The following is a 19,714-nucleotide window of genomic DNA, read 5'->3' as shown; positions in this document are numbered from 1 at the left end:
GCCGATTTGTACCGACGTGATGACACAATGCGCCGGTCCCCACACTTGTGTCAAGACCCCGACACAACTTCTCCACCGCTGCCGCATGACCCGCCCCGTAGCATCGGGACGTGCCCGCTCGCCCGTTCCCCCACGTCCTCCGCGCCGTGCTGCTCGCGCTGCTCGGTGCGCTGCTGCTCGTCCCCTCCTCCGCCGCCGCTCGCGCCGACGCCCCGGAGACGACCGACGCACCCGTGCGCCTGGTGATCGCGACCGCAGGTCTGACCTGGGAGGACATCGACGCCGAGAGAACGCCGACGCTGCAGTGCCTGGCGGACCGCGCGGGCGTCGGCGCGATGAACACCACCTCCACCACCGTCGTCTCCACCAAGCGGCAGGGGCTCGAGACGCTGCGCACCGGCTACCGGGGCCTCGCCGAGGAGGCCCCGCGCACGAGCGGCATCCCCACCCCGCCGACGGACCAGTGGCAGCAGCTCCCGGTCGACGTGACCTCCACGGACGACCCCGCCGCCGTCGCGGGCGCCCTCGCGGACGGCGACCTCGTCGAGCTGCTCGCCCCGTCGATCCCCGACCACGACGACCCCGCCCGCGCGGAGGCCCTCACCGCGCTCGACGGCACGGTTGCCGCGGCGCTCGAGGACCTCGGCGGCTGTGCGGCGGCGGACCTCCCCCGCACCCTCCTCGTCTCCGTCGCGGCGACCGACCCTGCGCATCCGGAGGAGGTCGAGCGCACCGGAGCGGTCGCCTCCCGCACCGTCGGCCTGCAGGTCGCGATGGACACGGGACTGACCGGACAGGCCCTGACCAGCGGCGCGACCAAGCAGACCGGAGTCGTCGTGCTCACCGACGTGCTCGCCACGATCCTCGACTCGCACGGGGCGAGCCCCGAGGGGCTGATCCCCGGGCAGCCGTTCCGCGGCGCGGACCACGCCGATCCGCAGCAGCTGGCCTGGGACCGCTCCGAGGCGGGGCGACTCGTCGATGCCGCGACCCTCCCCGCGCTCGGCTCCTGGCTCGCCCTCGGCGTCGTCGGCCTCGTGATCGTGCTGGTCCCGGCGCTTGCACGGCGCCCGCGGCTCGCCGCCGCCGGCCGCGCGCTCGCTGCCATCGCCCCGCTCGCCCTGCCCGTCGGGCTGTGCGCCTCCCTGGTCCCGTGGTGGCGGGCCGAGCACCCCACCCTCGCCCTCGCCGGCGTGGTCTGGGGCGGGTGCGCGCTGCTGTCCGTGCTCGTGCTCGGCGGGCCCTGGCGGCGCAGCCGCTTCGGACCGGCGGGAGTCTCCGCGGCGCTCATCGCGGGGATCGTGCTGCTCGAGTCGGCGACCGGGTCGCGCCTGCAGCTCTCCTCCCCGCTCGGGGCGCAACCGATCTCCGGCGGGCGCTTCTACGGGCTGTCCAACCACCTCTTCGGCCTCGTGCTCGCCGCGGCGCTGATGGCGCTGCTGTGCCTGTTCACGGTGGTGCGCTCGCCGCGGGCGCGCGTGCTGTGGACCGTCGGCGTCGGGCTGGTGACGGCCGCCGTGTGCGTCGCCCCCTCGATGGGCGCGGACTTCGGCTCGGGCCTCGCGACCATCCCGGCCTTCGGGCTGCTGGCGCTGCTGGTCTCCGGGATCCGGCTGCGGGTGTGGCACGTGCTGGCGCTCGGCGCGGGCGGGGCGGCGGCGGTGCTCAGCGTGTCCTTCCTGGACTGGCTGCGGCCCCCGGAGGACCGCACCCACCTGGGGCGTTTCATCGACGAGCTGCTGAGCGGTGAGCTGGTCTCCGTGGTCGTGCGCAAGCTGGCGCAGAACGTGGCGATGGCGACCGGCTACTGGGCGCTCGCCGTGGTCCTGGTGCTCGCGGTCCTCGCCTCGGTCGCGATCCTGCTGCCGGGCCGGATCCGCTGGCGGCGGCTCGCGGCGCTCGATGCGGCGCACCCCGTCGCCCACCGGGTGCGGATCGCGCTCGTGGTCGGCGCGTGGGTCGGCTACGCCGTCAACGACACCGGGCCGGTGCTGGTCGCGGCGATGCTCGGCGTGTGGCTGGTGCTGCTGCCGGCGGTGCTGCCGGACCCCGAGCGGGTCTGATCAGGAGTTCTCGGCCTCGACCGCGGCGTGCACGACGAGGGAGGCGTACTCGTCGGGGCTGATCGGCGGACGCAGGCCCTCCGGCAGCTCGGGCTCGGGAGTCCCCAAGTGCGAGGCGATGATGACCGCCTGCTCGGGGGTGAAGCGACCGTCGACCGGGGCGCGGCCCAGGCGCTGCGCGAGCCGGGCGAGGTCGGTCCCCGCGAGGAAGACGACGTCGTCGGGCGCGAAGCGACCGTCCACGGGCAGGGCGCGCAGCGCCGCATCCAGCTCGTCCGCGTCGACGTCGCCGAGGGCGCGGGTCTCGTCGTCGCTGAACGCGCCGTCGACGGGGAGGTCGGCGAGCGTGGCGCGGCGTCGGCCGGCACGCTCCTCGGCCGACGCATCGGAGGTCGGGCCGGCGGGGGCCGTCTCGCTGGGCGCGAGGCTCGTGGTGGACTCGGGCTCCGGGGTCCACACCTCGGTCTCCTCGCCGCCGACGGGCTCCGGCGACTCCTCGAGGTCCGCGATGGTGTGGCGCCGGCGGGCCAGGGCCCGCAGCACGTCGCGCAGCTGGGCGGCGCGGTGCAGCTGCCCCGAGAGGTCCTTGCCGGTGGCGCGGTGATGGAGGTCCGCGGGGATCTCCTTGACCCAGAAGCCGCTGCTCAGCGCGTCGATGCTGAGGGAGGTCTCGACGCCCCAGCCGGGGGCGAGCGGCTGGCAGGCCTCCCAGGTCTCGCGGGTGATGCAGCGGGTCCCGGAGAGGGGCTGCTCGGGGCGCCAGCCGGTCGCGCGCTCGATCCCGCGGCGGGCGGTGCGGACCACGATCCCCATCCCGGCGGCGCCCTCCTGCGGGGGCAGCAGCGCGATGGCCATGTCGACGCCCTCGTCGAGCACCGCGTCCACGAGCCCCTGGGCGGCGGAGGCGGAGGAACCCATGTCGGCGTCGAGGAAGAGCAGGGCGCGGGGCACGTCGGTGCCCGGGTCGATCGCCGGGAGGGGGCCGGTGTGTCCCGGGGTGCGGGGCTCGGCGTGGAGCTCCTCGCGGAAGCGCTCCCCGCCCTCGGCCCGCTCGGCGCCGTCGCGGATCGCGACCATCTGGGCCCCGGTCGCCATCGCGGCGGCCTTGCCCTGGTTCGAGCGGTGGCGCACGACCAGGGCGTCAGCCCCCATGGCGACCGCGGACGTGGCGTCGGTTGAGCCGTCGTCGACGACCACCACGAGATCCACACCGCGGATCTCGCGCGCGGAACGGATCGTGGCCTCGATCCGCTCCGCCTCGTTCTTGGCGGGGATGACGACGGCGACCCGCTCGGGCCGGAGGGTCGTCAGGGGCCCCGCGCCGTTCATCGCAGGGTCACCTGACGGGCGACGATGCCGCCGCGGGCGCGGCGCTCGGCGGGGGTGAGCGGCTCCGTCGAGGCGAGGGCCTCCTCGAAACGGGCCCGGAACTCCTCGGCCGCCGCGTCGACGGCCTCGACGCCGAGGCCCTTGTCGATGTCCCAGACGGGGATCGCGAGGCCCTCCGCGCGGAAGGAGCCGACGTACTTCGAGCCCTCGCAGATCGCCGACTGGCGCCGCGCGTGGAGGCGGGTCACGGCGTCGATCACGCGGTCCTCGTCGGCGTCGAGCACCCAGCGCACATGGTCCTTGGCGCCCGCGTCGACCCAGTAGGCGTGGTCCAGGCCGGTCACGGCGCGGGTGGTCATGATCGCGTCGTTCGCCTGCTCGATCGCCTGCTGGATCTCGCCGGTGCGCTCGGCGCTGGGGTCGAGCCAGAAGTCGAAGGTGTCGTGGATCTCGAAGGCGAACTCGCCGTCGAGGTCGAGGACGTCCTGCAGCCGCGGCGAGTCGTCCTCGACGGTCACGGAGGTGACGGCGTTGCCCGGCTCGAGCGCGGCGGCCTGCACGATCGCGGCGCCGAGACCGCGGGAGAGGTCCCCGCCCGGGTAGGGCGCCTGGACGCCGACGGTGACGGTGCCGTCGGTGCGGCGCACGCCGGGCCAGGCCATCGGCAGGACCGTCGCGAGCTGGACGTCGAGGCCGCCGTGCTCGGCGGTGGTGCGGGCCCGCAGGGTCGCGGCGGGGATCAGCTGGCGCATGGCGACCAGCTCCTGCTCGACGGGGAGGCCCTCGAAGGGGCGGCGGACCAGGGCGTTGCCGGAGGTGGAGCTCATGGCGGGGAGTCTACCGATCGGGGCGGGGCTCGAGGCGCTGCTCCATCACCAGTTCGGCGTCGTCCTCGGGGTTCGGGCCGAGCACGGTGAAGCCCAGGCGCTCGTAGAGGCGTCGCGCGGGCCGGTTCGTCGCGACGACGTCGAGGCGCAGCGCCGTCCCCGGATGCCGGGCGGCGAGCCAGTCCGCGGCGGTCCGGAGCAGCTGCTCGCCCGCGCCGCGGCCCCGGGCCTCGGGGGCCACCCACAGCGAGTAGAGGTGGGCGGAGTCGGCCGGGTCCTCCACCACCAGGCGGGCCATCCCGGCCGGCACGCCGTCCAGCTCCGCGATGAGGACCGGACCGGTCTCGGAGAAGTAGCCGCGCCAGAACGCCTCGCCCTCGCGCGCCTCCCGCTCGAGGGTGGCGGCGAGGGAGCTGCCGAAGGCCTCAGGGGAGTCCTTCAGCGCGCGCAGCCGCAGCTGCCGCCAGATCGCCCACTGGGCGGGCTCGAGGGAGCGGACGAGGATCACCGCGCCTCCCCCGCCGCGAGCAGCTCCCGGGCGCGCTCCTCGAGATCCAGCGCCGCGGTCCCGTCGAGCATGTGCAGGTCGAAATCGGCGCTGAGCCGCTCGAAGAACAGGGTGCCCCGCACCGAATTGCCGTGCAGGTCCAGCTGCGGGGCGTAGCTCGCGACCCCGAACCGGGAGGGCAGCGCCGCGATGATGCCGCCGCCCACCCCGGACTTCGCGGGCAGGCCGACATCGCTCACCCAGTCCCCCGCGTTGTCGTACATGCCGCAGGTCATCATCACCGAGAGCACCTGCCGGGCGGCGATGCGCGAGAAGACCCGCTCCCCGGTCAGGGGGTTGCGGCCGCCCGCGGCGAGGGTCGCGGCCATGACGGCGAGGTCGGTGACGGTGGTGAGCACGCCGCAGCCCTCGACGTATCCCTCGACGACCTCCACCGCGTCCTCGTCCATCGACCCCGCCGCGCGCAGCATGTAGGCGAGCGCGAGGTTGCGGTCCGAGGTGGCGAGCTCCTCGTCGACGGTCTCGCGATGCAGGTCCAGGGACCGCCCGGCGGCGGCGTCGAGCATCGCGCGCAGCCGCTCGGCGCGCTCGGAGCGGGTGGTGCCGAGCATCGCGTGGGTGCGGATCGCACCGATGTTCACCAGCGGGTTCTTGGGCTTGCGGGTGTGGCGGTCGATGCTGAGGGCGTTGAACTCCTCCCCCGTCGGCTCCTCGTCCACGACGGAGTCCACGTACTCCATGCCGTGGAGGTCGATCGCGGCGCCGTAGGCGAAGGCCTTGGAGATGGACTGCAGCGGGAAGGGGTGGTCGCTGCCGGCTGCGCTGATCTCGCCGTCGACATCGCAGACCGCCGCCCCGAGGTGGTCCTCGCGAGCCCCGGAGAGGCGGGAGAGCGCCGGGATCTCGCCGTCCGCCTCGGCGCTGCCGATGATCCCGCGATCGGGCAGCACCGCGTCGGGGTCGCCGCTCGCGGTCGCGGTCGCGAGCGCCGCCAGTAGTCGGTCGAGGTACCGGGTCAGGGAGGTCTGCGCGTCGGTCACGCCCCGACGGTACCGTGGCGGTGACGCGGGGACCCCTCAGGCCCGCGACCGCCAGAGCAGCCAGAGGAAGTAGGGCGCGCCGAGGAGCGCTCTCGGCTCTGGCCTGTCGGCTCCCGCCAGTACTCTGCCGACGGCCCCTCCTGCCCGGCGACATCCTGCGTCCCACCAGCGGTTTCATCCGCGACCTTCCCTTGGTGGGGGCGCATTGGACCGGTTCCCGAGGAGGACGATGCCCCATGATGGGCGGACATCACGCGATCAGCGGCACGGCGGCATGGATGGCTCTGGCGGGCTCGGTGCAGGTGCTGGGGCACCCCATCGGACTGGGCCTGTGGGACCTGGACAGCGGTCAGGTGATCTCCGGCGCCGTCGTCGCGACGGGCGCGGCGCTGCTGCCCGACGTCGACCATCCCAGCGCGACGATCTCACGCTCCGCCGGCGGCTTCACGAAGGCCATCGCCCGCACGGTCAGCTCCTTCGCGGGGCATCGCGGGGCGACCCACACCCTCCTCGCCGTCGCCGTGTTCACGGGCCTCGCGATGCTGGTGAACACCGTGGACTGGGCGCTGCGGCTGCCGGTCCTCGGCGAGGTGCAGACGGGGGCCGCGCTCCTGGTGGGGGCGATGTGCGCCTTCGGCACGCGGACCCTGAAGATGGTCGACGGCCTGTTGCTGCCGTGGATCGTGGGCATCGTCGCCGCCCTCATGATCGCCGTCATCGCGCCCGACCCCGCGTTCTGGCTGCCAGCCGCCGTCGCCGTCGGCTGCGTGACCCACCTCGTCGGCGATCTCCTGACGACCGACGGGATCCCCTTCCCGACCTGGCCGCTCGTGGCGAAGCCGCCGAAGGGCCTCGCCTCCGACGTCTGGCAGCGCAGCGGCGACGTGGCCCTGCCGATCCTCGGCGACGCCGGCTCGAAGCGCGAATGGCTGCTGTGCACCGTGCTCACGGCCTACGCCGCCATCACGATGCTGACCAGCCTGTTCGCCTCGCCGAACGCGCTGTTGGCGATCTCCACGTCGAGCTGAGGGGCCCGGGGCGCCCGTCGGCCGGATCACCCGTCGACCGACCCGCCCGTCGGCCCGACCCGCCCGTCGGCCGGCGCTCAGTAGCCGGTCGCGCCGTCGATGCGCTCGCGCAGCAGGTCCATGTGCCCGAGATGGCGGGCGTACTCCTCGATGAGGTGCGTGAAAATCCAGCGCAGGGTCCCGCAGCGAGTACTCCTCGACCTCGGCCAGGTGCCGGACGATCCCCGCGAGGCTCAGGGCCGACGGCGCCGAGCGCTCGGCGAGCTACGCCGGGGTCAGGCCGTCGATCTTCAGCAGCAGGGCCAGGCGGTACTCCGCGATCCAGGCGTCGAGCTGCTCGCGCTCGCCGCCGAGCATCGGTCCGCCCGTGCGGGTGTCAACGGTGCCGTGGACGACGGGCGCATCCGCGCCGTCGGGCGCGCCGACCGCCCCGGGTGCGTCGGGCGCATTCGGAGCCGCGGGAGTGTCCGGAGCGTCGGGCGCGGGGGCTGGGGGTGTCGACGAAATGGGTCGCACCCTACTCACCCGGCCCCCCGTCCGTGACCGACTCGTGACTGAAAGATCTTGCAGATCCTGCCGAACCGCTTGAGCCGATTCACCGTGCCTCGTATGGTCGGCGCGAGCTACCCTGCGCACGGAGGCGCCATGGGAGCTTGCAAGAACTGCAAGACACTGATCCACCGCTGAACCAGTCCGATCCGGCAGTCCCCCTCCGGCCGTCGGCGTCCCGAGCCCCGCCCGTCCCCCGACCCCCGCCCGGACGAAGGAGTCCCGCATGCCCCCCTCGAGGTCACGCTCTCTCGACCCCCTGCCGAGCCCGCGCTCCGCGGGCTCGGCCCGCTCCGCGGACGCGCATCTCGCGCGCGTGCGCGCGATTGCCGTCATCGGCGCCCTGCTGCTGGCGGGCGCCAGCCTGCTGGGGACCGCGCCGATGGTTCGGGCCGTCGGCCCGAACGACCCGGTGCTCGCCGGGTCGCTGCAGGCGGAGCTCGGCTGCGACGACGACTGGATCGCCGACTGCGAGGCCACGAAGCTCGCGCCGACCGGGGACGAGGGCGTCTACGCCTCGACCTTCGAGGTGCCGGCCGGTCAGTGGGAGCTCAAGGTCGCCGTTGGCGGCAGCTGGGACGAGTCCTACGGCCTCGATGGCGGCGAGGACAACATCCCGCTGGCGGTCGCCGCCCCCACGAAGGTCACCTTCCGCTTCGACGCCGCGACGCACCGCCTCTCGGTCGCCCTCGCGGACGCGTCCGGGGACTACACCGACGCCGACGCGGACCTCGCCGAGGAGCCCTACCGGCATCCCGGCGACGGCCAGGTCTTCTACTTCGTGCTGACCGACCGCTTCGAGAACGGCGACACCTCCAACGACGAGGGCGGCCTCGAGGGCGACAAGCACTCGACCGGCTACGACCCGACCGACAAGGGCTTCTACCAGGGCGGCGACCTCGCGGGCCTGCGCTCGCAGCTGGACTACATCGAGGGCCTCGGGGTCTCGGCGATCTGGCTGACCCCGTCCTTCACCAACAAACCCGTGCAGGGCGAGGGCGAGAACGCCAGCGCCGGCTACCACGGCTACTGGATCACGGACTTCACCACGATCGACCCGCACCTGGGCACCAACCAGGAGCTCAAGGACCTCATCGACGACGCGCACTCGCGCGGCATCAAGGTCTACTTCGACATCATCACCAACCACACCGCGGACCTCATCGACTACGAGGAGGGCACCTACTCCTACGTCGACCAGGCGACCTCCCCCTATCTCGATGCGAACGGCGACCCGGTCGACGTGACCGCCCTCGCGCAGTCCTCGGACTTCCCCGAGCTCGACGCCGCGACCTCCTTCCCGTACACGCCGGTGCGCTCCGAGGAGAACACCGTGATGGTCCCGGGCGTGCTCAACGACGTCACGCTCTACCACAACCGCGGCAACTCGACCTGGACCGGCGAGTCCGTCACCTTCGGCGACTTCGACGGCCTGGACGACCTCATGACCGAGGACCCGGTCGTGCTGGAGACCATGGAGGACATCTACACCACCTGGATGGACTTCGGGATCGACGGCTTCCGCATCGACACCGTCAAGCACGCCGACTTCTCCTTCTGGCAGCACTTCACGCAGACGCTCGTCGACCACCAGGCCGCGACCCCCGCGGGCGAGGACTTCTTCACCTTCGGCGAGGTCTACGACGCCGACGCCGAGCTGCTCTCCCCGTACGTGCGCGACACCGAGATGGACTCCGTCCTCGACTTCGCCTTCCAGGCGGCGGCGACGAACTGGGCCAAGGGCTACACCGCCCAGGGCCTCGCCTCCCTCTACGCCGACGACGACCTGTACACGACCGCGAGCTCCTCGTCCGCGGACCTGCCGACCTTCCTCGGCAACCACGACATGGGCCGCATCGGCTACCTCCTGAAGGACTCCGACCGCGTCGACGAGCGCACCGCGCTCGCCAATGAGACGATGCTCCTCACCCGCGGCCAGCCCGTCATCTACTACGGTGACGAGCAGGGCTTCGCGGGCGACGGCGTCGACAAGGACGCGCGCCAGTCCATGTTCGCCAGCCAGGTCGGCTCCTATCTCGACGACACCCTCGTGGACGGCAGCGCCTACGGCTCCGGCGACCACTTCGACGAGGAGGCCGCGCTGTACACCCTGATCAGCGAGCTCGCCTCCCTGCGGACCTCGACGCCGGCCCTCTCCACGGGCGCGCAGATCGAGCTCTACGCCGAGGACGGCGCGGGCATCTACGCCTTCTCCCGCGTGGACCGCGACGAGAAGATCGAGCACCTGGTCGCCCTCAACAACGCCTCCGCGGAGAAGACTGTCACCCTGACGACCCTCACCCCGGGCGCGACCTACACGACGCTCTACGGCACCGATCAGACGGTCACCGCCGACGCCGACGGATCCGTCACCCTCACTGTCCCGGCGCTGAGCGCCGTCGTGCTCGTGGCGGACCAGCAGGTCGCCGCCGCCGGCGACGCGCAGTCGATCAGCCTCGGCCTGGCCGACGGCGCAGAGGTCTCTGGCACCGCCCCGATCACCGCGGACGTCGCCGACGACCGCTGGGCGGAGACGACCTTCAGCTACCGCCTCGCCGGGGACCCGACGTGGACCTCGCTCGGCACCGCCGAGGACGACAGCCCGCGCGTCTTCCACGACGTCTCGGACCTGCCCACCGGCGCTCTCGTCGAGTACCGCGCGGTGTCCACCGACGCCGCCGGGAACCACGTCGCCGCCTCCGCGACCGCGGTCGTCGGCGCCGATCTCTCGGCCGCCGGCTCCTCCGACGACGGCTCCGGCTCCGAGGGCGAGGGCGCGTTCGTGACCCTCCCCGGCAGCCACAACGCGGCCATGGGCTGCTCCGGCGACTGGGACCCCTCCTGCACCGCCGCCGCCCTGAGCCTCGATGCGGATTCGGGCCTGTACACCGGCACCTTCTCGATCCCCGCCGGCTCCTACGAGTACAAGGTCGCCGTCGGCGGCTCCTGGGACGAGAACTACGGCGCGGGCGGCGTGCCCGGCGGTGACAACATCACCTACACGTCCGAGGGCGGTGACGTCACCTTCTGGTACGACCCGACCACCCACGTCGTCGCCTCGAGCGCCGACGGTCCCTTCGTGACCCTCCCCGGCTCCTTCAACGCGGCGCTGGGCTGCCCCGAGGACTGGATGCCCTCCTGCATGCGCTCCTGGATGCAGGACGCCGACGGCGACGGGATCTACACCTTCACGACGGACGCCATCCCCTCCGGCTCCTACGAGACCAAGGTCGTCCACGGCGGCTCCTGGAGCGAGAACTACGGAATCGACGGCGCGCCCGACGGCGCCAACTACAGCTTCTCGACGCAGGCCGGGGAGGTCGTCACCTTCAGTTACGACATCTCCACCCACGTGCTGACCATCGAGTCCGAGGACCCGCTGACCGCGGGCGAGGGCAAGCAGCTGGCGCACTTCGTGGACGCCGACACCATCGCCTGGCCCGACTACCTCGCCAGCGAGGGCGCGGACGCCAAGAGCTTCCAGCTGTGGTCCGCCCCCACCGGCGGGCTCGGAATCGCCGACGGCGCGATCACCGGCGGCCAGCAGCTCGGGACCCTCTCCCTGCGCGACGGCTCCCTGACCGACGAGGAGCTCACGAACCGGGCCCACCTGGCCTCGTTCCTCGCCCTCGACCTTGAGGGCGTCACCGACGCCGAGCTCGAGGAGGCGCTACGCGGCGAACTGATGGTCGCGCAGATCGCCGAGGACGGCACGATCGAGGCCTTCACCGGCCTGCAGATCCCCGGCGTCCTCGACGCCCTGTACGCGAACGCCGCCGAGGGCGCCGCCCTCGGGCCGGTCTTCGGTGAGGACGGCTCCGTGACGCTCTCGCTGTGGGCGCCGACGGCCACGACCGTCACCCTGCAGCTGTTCGACGGCGTCGGCGCGGTCACCTCCGATGCCGACCGCACCGCGAGCGAGCTCTCCGCCGAGCTCGCGGCGGCCACCCCCACTGAGGTCGTGATGGAGCGCGGCGAGGACGGCGTCTGGACCGCGAGCGGTCCGGCCGACTGGGAGGATCTCGCCTACCGCTACGCGGTCGAGGTCTACGTGCCCTCGACCGGCGCGGTGGAGACCAACCTCGTCACCGACCCGTACTCCACGGGCCTGACGCTGAACTCCACGCACTCGGTGCTCCTCGACCTCGACGACCCGCGCTGGGCCCCCGAGATCTGGTCCGGCACCGCGGCGCCCGTCGTCGAGCAGTTCGCCGACCAGACGATCTACGAGCTGCACGTCCGGGACTTCTCGGCCGGCGACGAGGCCCTCTCCGAGGACCTGCGCGGCACCTACGCCGCCTTCGGCGCCGAGGACTCCGCCGGCACCGACCGCCTGCAGGAGCTCTCCGACGCGGGCATCACGACGGTGCACCTGCTGCCGACCTTCGACATCGCCACGATCGAGGAGGACCGCGCCGAGCAGGCCGTGCCCGACATCCCGTCGGACGCGGGACCGGCGTCGACCGAGCAGCAGGCCGCGGTCTCCGCGGTCGCCGACCAGGACGCCTACAACTGGGGCTACGATCCGCTGCACTACATGACCCCCGAGGGCTCCTACGCCACCGAGGGCAACCAGGTCGGCGGCGACCGCACGAGCGAGTTCCGCTCCATGGTCGGCAACCTCCACGACATGGGCCTGCAGGTCGTCCTCGACCAGGTGTACAACCACACCGCCGCCTCCGGGCAGGACGAGGACAGCGTGCTGGACCGAATCGTCCCCGGCTACTACCAGCGGCTCAGCCTCCAGGGCACGGTGGAGACCTCCACCTGCTGCTCGAACGTCGCGACCGAGAACGCCATGGCCCAGAAGCTCATGGTCGACTCGACCGTGCTGTGGGCCCGGCAGTACCACGTCGACGGCTTCCGCTTCGATCTCATGGGGCACAGCTCCGTGGAGAACATGCTGGCCGTGCGCGCCGCCCTCGACGAGCTGACCCTCGAGAACGACGGGGTCGACGGCTCCGCCATCTACCTCTACGGCGAAGGCTGGAACTTCGGCGAGGTCGCCGACAACGCCCGCTTCACGCAGGCCACGCAGGGCCAGCTGGGAGGCACCTCGATCGGCGCCTTCAACGACCGTCAGCGCGACGCCGTCCACGGCGGCAGCCCGTTCGACACCGACAAGCGGACGAACCAGGGCTTCGGCAACGGCTCGTCCACGATGCCCAACGGCCACTCCGAGGCCAGCGAGGAGGAGCAGTACCGGACGCTGCTGCACCAGACCGACCTGATCCGCCTGGGCCTGGCCGGCAACCTCGCCGACTACGAGCTGCTCGCCTCCGACGGCGAGATCACCCGCGGCGACGCGCTCGACTACAACGGCGCCCCCGCCGGGTTCGCGACGCGTCCCGAGGAGTCGGTCAACTACGTCGACGCGCACGACAACGAGGCGCTGTACGACGTGAACGTGTGGAAGCTGCCCGAGGACGCGAGCATGGAGACCCGGGTGCGCATGAACAACCTGTCTCTCGCGACCGTGACCCTCGGCCAGTCTCCCTCGTTCTGGGCCGGCGGCACCGACCTGCTGCGCTCGAAGTCGATGGACCGCGACAGCTACAACTCCGGCGATCACTTCAACACGATCGACTGGTCGGAGACGACCAACGGCTTCGGCAACGGCCTGCCCGTCGAGGAGAAGAACGGCGAGGCGTGGGACCTCATCACCCCGATGCTCGAGGACGAGTCCCTGACGCCGAGCGCCGAGGACATCGCCTTGAGCAGCGACGTGTCGCTGGACCTGCTGCGCCTGCGCTCCTCGTCGAACCTGTTCACCCTCGGCGACGCGGACCTGATTACCCAGAAGGTCACCTTCCCCAACGCGGGCGCCGACGCCACCGCAGGCCTGCTGGTCATGCGGATCGACGACACCGTGGGCGAGGACGCCGACTCCGCGCTCGACGGCATCGTGGTGGTCTTCAACGCCTCCGGCGAGCCGATCACCGAGGCCATCGACGGCATGGAGGGCCTCGACTACGAGCTCTCGCCGATCCAGGCCGACGGGTCCGACGAGGTCGTGAAGGGATCGACCTGGGACGCCTCGACCGGCACCGCGACGGTGCCCGCCGCGACGGTCGCCGTGTTCGTGGCCCCGCAGGCCGGCGGCGGCGATGACGGTGAGGAGCCCGGCGACGGGACCGGGACCGAGGAGCCCGGTGACGGCACCGGGACCGAGGAGCCCGGTGACGGCACCCCGACCGAGGAGCCCGGTGACGGGAACGGCTCGGAGCAGCCCGGCGACGGCACCTCGTCGGAGCAGCCCGGCGACGGCACGACGACGGAGCAGCCCGGCGACGGCACGACGACGGACGGGACCGCCGGTTCCGACGGCGACGCCGGTTCCGATGGCACCACCGATGGCGATGCCTCCGCTGAGGTCGGCCAGGAGGACGGCGGGCCGCTGGCACGCACGGGCCTCGACCTGCTGCCGGTCGTCGGGATGAGCGCAGCCGCGATCGCCCTGGGCGTGGGCCTCGTGGCCCGGGCCCGGAGCCTCCGGGCGGCGAAGTCCGAGGGAGGCGATGACGACGGCTGATCCTCGGGACCCCCGCTTACCGAGGGACTCGAACAGGGCGGGGGTGGAGGTTCCGCATCGGCCCTGCCCCTCCTCCGTTCTCCCGGCCCCGCCCGTCGGCCCTGCCGGTCAGCCCTTCAGGCCGGACTGCGCGAGTCCCTGACGCCGACGCCGACGAGGTGACGCTCTCCGACTCCGTCGGCTTCGCGCTCGCGGACTTCTCCGTGCTACGCCTCGCGCATGCGGCGACCGCCGGCACGGACCTCGTCAGACCGCTCGACCTGGTGGCCGCGCCGTCGGACCCGAAGGACCTGTTCTCGCTGCTGCGCTGACGCCGCCGCCGGAGCGGGCGGGCCGGATCCGCGAGCGGCCCCGGACCGGTCGACGGGCCCGGGTCGGCCGACGAGCCCGGGTCGGCCGTCGGCTCAGGCCCGCGACCTCCACAGCAGCCAGACGAAGTAGGGCGCGCCGATCAGCGAGACCATGAGGCCGGCGGGGACCTGCGAGGGCGCGATGAGCGTGCGGCCGAGGGCGTCGGCGAGGCCGACGAGCACGCCGCCCAGCAGCATCGCCACGGGGATCGCGCGCAGGTGGCGTCCGCCGACGAGGGCGCGCGCGAGGTGCGGGGCGACCAGGCCGACGAAGCCGACGACGCCCACGGCGATCACGCTGATCGCCGAGAGCACCGCGGCGATGCCGAGCACGAGCATGCGGGTCCGCTCGAGGCGGACGCCGAGGATCCGCGGGGAGTCCTCGTCGATCGCCAGGAGGTCGAGCTCGCGGTGCAGCGCCATCAGCAGCGGCGCGGCGATGACCAGCACGATCAGCACGGGCACCACGTCCGTCAGGCGCCTGCCGTAGGTGGTGCCCGACAGCCAGGTCATGATGCTGGGGGTGTCCCAGGCGTTCGCCTGCAGCAGCAGGAACGAGGTCAGAGCGCTCATCCCGTAGCCGACGCCGATGCCGACCAGCACGAAGCGCTCGGGCGCGAGCCCGCCCCGCCAGGCCAGCAGGCCGATGAGGGCGAAGGTGGCGATGCCGGCGAGCACCGCGCAGACGATCATCAGCGGACGGTTCGCCCCTACGAGCGTCACGATGACGACGGCGCCGAGGCCCGCGCCGGCGGTGATGCCCAGCAGACCGGGCTCTGCGAGGGGGTTGCGGACGGTGGACTGCACGATGCAGCCCGTGAGCGCGAGGGCCGCGCCGGCGAGGATCGCCGCGGTCGTGCGCGGGAGGCGTTCGCCGAGGGCGCGGCCGACGAGGCGGGGCGCCTCGCCCTGGCTCCACAGCGCGATGTCCCCGGTGCGCAGCCACATGCTGCCGGAGAGCAGTCCCAGCAGGGCGATCCCTGCGAGGGCCGCGGCGCTGAGCGCGAGGACGATCAGGAAGCGGCGTCGGGTGCGCAGACCGGTGCGGGCCTGCGGCGGCTGCTTCGCGGGCCCGGAGTCCGGGAGCCGGCGCGCCATAAGGATGATGACGAGCGCGCCCAGCATGGCGGTGGGGATGCCGGTGGGCACGGCGGTCGCGCCGCGGGGGCCGAGGATCGCGCGCACGGTCGCGTCAGCGAGGAGCACGACGAGCGCGCCGATCAGGCCCGAGGCGGGGATCAGCAGCGCATGACGGTGCAGGGGCCGCACGAGGCCGCCGAGCAGGCGGGCGAGCACGGGCGCGCCGAGCCCGACGAAGGCGATGGGACCGGCGACGGTGACCGCGGTCGAGGTCAGCAGCACGGCCGCGAGCACGGCGACGACGCGGGTGGAGCGTACGGGCACGCCGAGGCTCGAGGCGGCGTCGTCGCCGAGGCCCAGCACGTCGAGCCGCCGCGAGAGCACGAGCGCCACGAGGATGACCAGCACGATCACGGGCAGGGCCCGCAGCGAGGCGGTGATGTTCAGCTGCGCGAGGGAGCCGCTGCCCCAGGCGTACAGGCCCGTCGTCTCCGCCTGGAAGAGGATCAGGAGCATCGAGCTGCCGGACTGCAGCGCCATGGCGACGGCGGAGCCGGCGAGGATCAGCCGCGTGGTGGAGGAGCCCGCCCCGCCCGACAGCGCCAGCACGATCCCGGCGGCGAGCAGGCCGCCGAGGAAGGCGACGCCGCTGGACGCCCACAGCGGCACCGCGATGTTGAACGCGGCGACCAGGCACAGCGCGAAGTAGGAGCCCGCCGTGACGGCGAGGGTGTCGGGGCTCGCCAGGGCGTTGCGGGAGACGGACTGCAGCAGCGCGCCGGCGCTGCCGAGCGCGACGCCCACGGCGACGCCCGCGAGCAGGCGCGGCAGGCGGGAGGCCGCGACGATGTCCGAGATCGCGACGCCGCCGACGGTGTCGTCGGCCCCGGCGAGGTACGCGAGCAGGTCCTGCAGGCCGACGCCCGAGGTGCCCTGGGTCAGGTGCCAGGCCCCGACCACGACGACGGCGAGGGCCAGCAGGACCAGGGCCGCGATTCCTCCGACGAGGCCCCCGGCCCCCACCCGCAGCGCCTCACGGACGCCGCGGGCGGGGGCGGCGCCGTCGGGCGGGCCGGCGCCGTCGGGCGCGGCATCGCCGGTGGGGGCGTCCTCGGGGGCGATGGTCACTGGGCGGTCAAGATGTCGACGTAGGCGTCGATCGCCTGCTCCGAGGAGCGGGGGCCGCCGAAGGTCCAGATGCCGGCGGGGAAGCCGAAGGCGCGACCCTCCTCGACGGCGGGCAGGGAGGTCCACAGCTCGTTCTTCTCGAGCTCGGTGACGTAGTTCCCGGCCGGGTCGTCGGTGCTGGTGTAGAAGAGGGTCGCGTCGCCCACGGTGGTCAGACCCTCGATGTCGGTCTGGCCGAGGCCGTAGACGGCGTCCGTCTCCTCGGTCCATGCGGAGGTGAGGCCCACCTCCTCGCCGAGGGCGGTGAACAGCGCGCCCTTCCCGAAGGGGCGCAGCGTGACGTTACCGCCGTCGACCCAGCCGTCGAAGTACACGAAGTCGGTGGTGGGCAGGCCCGCGCCCTCGACCGCGGCCTTCGCCTCGGCCACGTGGGCGTCGAACTCGCCCAGGACGACCTCGGCGCGCTCGCTGCGCCCGGTGGCCTCGCCGATCAGGGCGAAGAGGTCCTTCATGTTCTGCACCGGGTCGGCGGCGTCGGCGCCGATGGTCGCGAGCACGGGCACGCCGAGCGCCTCGAGCTGGGCGACGACCTCGTCATCGGGCGAGCTGACCTCGACGATGATCAGGTCGGGGTCGGCGGCGGCGAGGGCGTCGAGGTTCGGCTCGCCGCGGGTGCCGACGTCGGTCGTGCCCTCGGGCAGGGTCTCGGCGCTGACCCAGGTGGAGAAGCCCTCGACGTCGGCGACGGCGACGGGCGCGATGCACAGCGTGAGCAGGTCCTCGGTCTGCTGCCACTCGAGGACGGCGACCCGCTCGGCGGGGGCGTCGAGCTCGACGGTGCGGCCGAGGTCGTCGGTGAGGGTGACGGGGTCGGTCGAGGTGGCGGTGGTGTCCGCGGCGCAGGACTCGGAGATCGCGGCGGCGTCCCCGGCGGGCTCGGCGGTCTCGGGGACCTCGGTCGTACCGCAGGCGGCGAGGGCGAGGGTCGCGGCGGCGGCGGTGAGGGTGGCCGCGAGGCGGCGCGTGATGGTGTGCATGGGGTCCTCGGTCAGATGGCGGATGCCCGGTCGGGCTGCACGCGGCGCTCATGGCGACCGCGGGCGTCGATGCGCAGGCGGCCGTCGGCCTCCCGCGTCACGGTGAGGGGGAGGCCGTAGACCTCGGTGAGGTGCTCGCTCGTGAGCACCGCGGCGGCGGGCCCGGCCGCGTGCACGGCACCGTGGTGCAGCAGCACCACGTGGTCGGCGATGCGGGCGGCGTGGTCCAGGTCGTGCAGCACGATGCCGACGGCGACGCCGTGCTCCTCGGCGAGGTCGCGCACGAGGTCGAGGGTCTCGATCTGGTAGCGCAGGTCGAGGTGGTTGGTGGGCTCGTCGAGGAGCACGATAGCGGTGTCCTGGGCGAGGCAGGAGGCGAGCCAGGCGCGCTGCATCTCGCCGCCGGACAGCTCGTCGACGCCGCGGGCGGCAAAGGATCTGACACCTGTCAGCTCCATGGCGCGGTCGATCGAGGCCTGATCGGCGGGGGTGAGCCCCGCGAAGCGCCGCCGGTGCGGATGGCGGCCGAAGGCGACGACCTCGCGCACGCTGAGACCCTGCGGGGCGGTGCGGGTCTGCGAGAAGAGGGTCAGCTCGCGGGCGAGCTCGCGGGCGGACAGCAGCGCCGTGCCGCGCTCGCTCGTGCCGCCGAGCAGCACCTCACCACCGCCGACGGGGTGGAGGCGGGCGAGGGCTCGCAGCACGGTCGACTTGCCGCTGCCGTTGGGGCCCAGCAGAGCGGTGACCTCGCCGGGCCGGAGCACGAGGTCGACGCCGTGGACGACCTCGTCCTTGCCGTAGCCGAGGCGCAGGTCGGCGCCGCGCAGCGAGGGCGCGGGGAGGTCGGTCGCGGGGACGAGCTGAAGTGGCACGCGCCGAAGCTTAGCCTCACCTCATTAGATTCCGAAACGGCGTCCGCGCATTAATCGACGGGAGCGGGCTCGGGCTCCCTTTCGGTCTCGGTCTCGGTGCCCGTGAGCCGGCCCAGCCGGTCCATGAGGTGGTAGATCGCGAGCGCCGCGAGGGTGCCGAGCGCGATGCCGGTCAGCTGCACGCCCTCGATGGTCCAGGTCACGTTCGCGATGCCGACCACGAGGGCGACGCCCGCGGTGATCTGGTTCTTGGGACGGGAGAAGTCGACCTTCGCATCGACCCACATGCGCACGCCGACGATGCCGATGAGGCCGTAGAGCACGAAGGTGACGCCGCCCAGCACGCCCGGCGGGATGGTGAAGATCAGGGCGCCGACCTTCGGGGAGAGGGAGAGCAGGATCGCGACGATGCCCGCGACCCAGTAGGCCGCGGTCGAGTAGACGCGGGTCGCGCTCATCACGCCGATGTTCTCGCCGTAGGTGGTGGTCGGCGAGCCGCCGAAGCCGGCGGAGAGCGTCGTGGCGAGGCCGTCGGAGACCAGGGTGCGGCCGACCATGTGGTCGAGGTTCCGGCCGGTCATCAGGCCCACGCTGCTCACGTGGCCGACGTTCTCGGCGAGCAGCACCACCACGACCGGGAGGAACATCGGCAGCAGGCCGAGCTCGATGGTGGGGTGGTGGAACTCGGGCAGGCCGAGCCAGTCGGCCTCCCGCACCGGTTCGAAGTCGACCTCGCCCCGCGCCACGGCCACGAGATAGCCGACCAGCACGCCCAGCAGCACCGAGATCCGACCGAGCAGGCCGCGGAAGAGCACCGTGCACAGCACCACGGCGAAGAGCGTGATCGTCGCCGTGACGGAGGACTGCTGGAAGTTGTCATAGGCCGTCGGGGCGAGGTTGAAGCCGATCAGCGCGACGATCGAGCCCATCACCACCGGCGGCATGAGCGCCCGGATCCACCCCGTGCCGATCCGCCCCACGAGCAGCCCCAGCAGGGCCAGCAGCACACCGGTCACGAGCACGCCGCCGAGCGCGGCCCCCATCGAGTGGGCCTGGGTCGAGGCCATGATCGGGGAGATGAACGCGAAGGAGGAGCCGAGATAGCTGGGCACCCGGTTCCGGGTGATCACCAGGAACAGCAGCGTGCCGATGCCCGAGAAGAGCAGCGTGGTCGAGGGCGGGAACCCGGTCAGCAGCGGCACCAGGAAGGTGGCGCCGAACATCGCGATGACGTGCTGGGCACCGATCCCGATGGTCAGCGGCCAGGCGAGCCGCTCCTCGGGGCGGACGATCGCGTCGGGGGCGACGGTGCGGCCGTCTCCGTGCAGGGTCCAGCGGAACATGGGCTCTCCTGGGAGGGATGCGGGGCGC

12 protein-coding genes and 2 pseudogenes are annotated in these 19,714 nt (G+C 73.0%); 4 read left to right on the top strand and 10 right to left on the bottom strand.

The genetic code is table 11. The annotated features are described in order from the left end of the window. The first annotated feature begins 110 nt into the window (after positions 1–110). Positions 111–2,063, top strand: coding sequence for a hypothetical protein (locus V1258_RS13205; protein WP_329750117.1), 1,953 nt, complete (start codon positions 111–113; stop codon positions 2,061–2,063). On the opposite strand, the gene V1258_RS13200 is transcribed toward V1258_RS13205, so the two are convergent. The 4 genes from V1258_RS13200 to glsA are packed head-to-tail and all read right to left on the bottom strand — an operon-like array spanning position 2,064 to position 5,767. Continuing rightward, positions 2,064–3,392, bottom strand: a complete 1,329-nt coding sequence (locus tag V1258_RS13200; protein WP_329750116.1) for a glycosyltransferase family 2 protein — start codon at positions 3,390–3,392, stop codon at positions 2,064–2,066. Next, positions 3,389–4,219 carry a DUF5926 family protein gene (locus V1258_RS13195; protein WP_329750115.1) on the bottom strand — a complete coding sequence of 277 codons (831 nt, stop codon included), beginning with the start codon at positions 4,217–4,219 and terminating at the stop codon, positions 3,389–3,391. Before V1258_RS13195 ends, V1258_RS13200 begins: the two co-directional genes overlap by 4 nt. Positions 4,220–4,229: 10 nt before the next feature. Continuing rightward, on the bottom strand, positions 4,230–4,727 hold the full coding sequence (locus V1258_RS13190) for a GNAT family N-acetyltransferase (protein ID WP_329750114.1): 498 nt from the start codon (positions 4,725–4,727) through the stop codon (positions 4,230–4,232). Continuing rightward, on the bottom strand, positions 4,724–5,767 hold the full coding sequence (gene glsA / locus V1258_RS13185; RefSeq protein WP_329750113.1) for a glutaminase A: 1,044 nt from the start codon (positions 5,765–5,767) through the stop codon (positions 4,724–4,726). Before glsA ends, V1258_RS13190 begins: the two co-directional genes overlap by 4 nt. A 236-nt stretch (positions 5,768–6,003) precedes the next feature. Here glsA and V1258_RS13180 point away from each other — a divergent pair, with 236 nt between their 5' ends. After that, on the top strand, positions 6,004–6,795 hold the full coding sequence (locus V1258_RS13180) for a metal-dependent hydrolase (RefSeq protein ID WP_329750112.1): 792 nt from the start codon (positions 6,004–6,006) through the stop codon (positions 6,793–6,795). Positions 6,796–6,872: 77 nt separating this feature from the next. Here V1258_RS13180 and V1258_RS13175 read toward each other — a convergent pair. Beyond that, positions 6,873–6,974 (bottom strand): annotated as a pseudogene (locus V1258_RS13175) (mycothiol transferase); the annotation flags it as partial. An 85-nt stretch (positions 6,975–7,059) separates the two neighbouring features. Next, on the bottom strand, positions 7,060–7,311 hold the full coding sequence (locus V1258_RS13170) for a hypothetical protein (RefSeq protein WP_329750111.1): 252 nt from the start codon (positions 7,309–7,311) through the stop codon (positions 7,060–7,062). A gap of 259 nt (positions 7,312–7,570) precedes the next feature. On the opposite strand from V1258_RS13170, the gene pulA reads away from it, so the two are divergent. Together pulA and V1258_RS13160 are read left to right on the top strand one after the other, a co-directional pair. Further along, the gene (pulA, locus tag V1258_RS13165) at positions 7,571–13,876 is read left to right on the top strand and encodes a pullulanase-type alpha-1,6-glucosidase (RefSeq protein ID WP_329750110.1); all 6,306 of its coding nucleotides are present in this window, start codon (positions 7,571–7,573) and stop codon (positions 13,874–13,876) included. Between the two features lie 152 nt (positions 13,877–14,028). Then, positions 14,029–14,187: pseudogene (locus tag V1258_RS13160) on the top strand (ornithine cyclodeaminase); the annotation flags it as partial. Positions 14,188–14,280: 93 nt separating this feature from the next. Here V1258_RS13160 and V1258_RS13155 read toward each other — a convergent pair. Genes V1258_RS13155 through V1258_RS13140 form a run of 4 tightly spaced genes read right to left on the bottom strand, consistent with a single transcriptional unit; the run spans position 14,281 to position 19,686 of the window. Further along, positions 14,281–16,434 carry an iron ABC transporter permease gene (locus tag V1258_RS13155; protein WP_329750109.1) on the bottom strand — a complete coding sequence of 718 codons (2,154 nt, stop codon included), beginning with the start codon at positions 16,432–16,434 and terminating at the stop codon, positions 14,281–14,283. Continuing rightward, complete coding sequence (locus tag V1258_RS13150) at positions 16,431–17,471, bottom strand: iron-siderophore ABC transporter substrate-binding protein (RefSeq protein ID WP_329750108.1); 1,041 nt, start codon at positions 17,469–17,471, stop codon at positions 16,431–16,433. The genes V1258_RS13155 and V1258_RS13150 overlap by 4 nt, the downstream gene beginning before the upstream one ends. Before the next feature lie 11 nt (positions 17,472–17,482). Further along, positions 17,483–18,343 carry an ABC transporter ATP-binding protein gene (locus tag V1258_RS13145; protein WP_329750107.1) on the bottom strand — a complete coding sequence of 287 codons (861 nt, stop codon included), beginning with the start codon at positions 18,341–18,343 and terminating at the stop codon, positions 17,483–17,485. A 50-nt stretch (positions 18,344–18,393) separates the two neighbouring features. Beyond that, complete coding sequence (locus tag V1258_RS13140) at positions 18,394–19,686, bottom strand: uracil-xanthine permease family protein (RefSeq protein WP_329750106.1); 1,293 nt, start codon at positions 19,684–19,686, stop codon at positions 18,394–18,396. Positions 19,687–19,714: the final 28 nt, after the last annotated feature.

Source organism: Brachybacterium sp. J153, from assembly GCF_036311905.1.
Classification (GTDB): Bacteria; Actinomycetota; Actinomycetes; order Actinomycetales; family Dermabacteraceae; genus Brachybacterium.
This window is presented reverse-complemented; position numbering and strand designations above follow the sequence as displayed.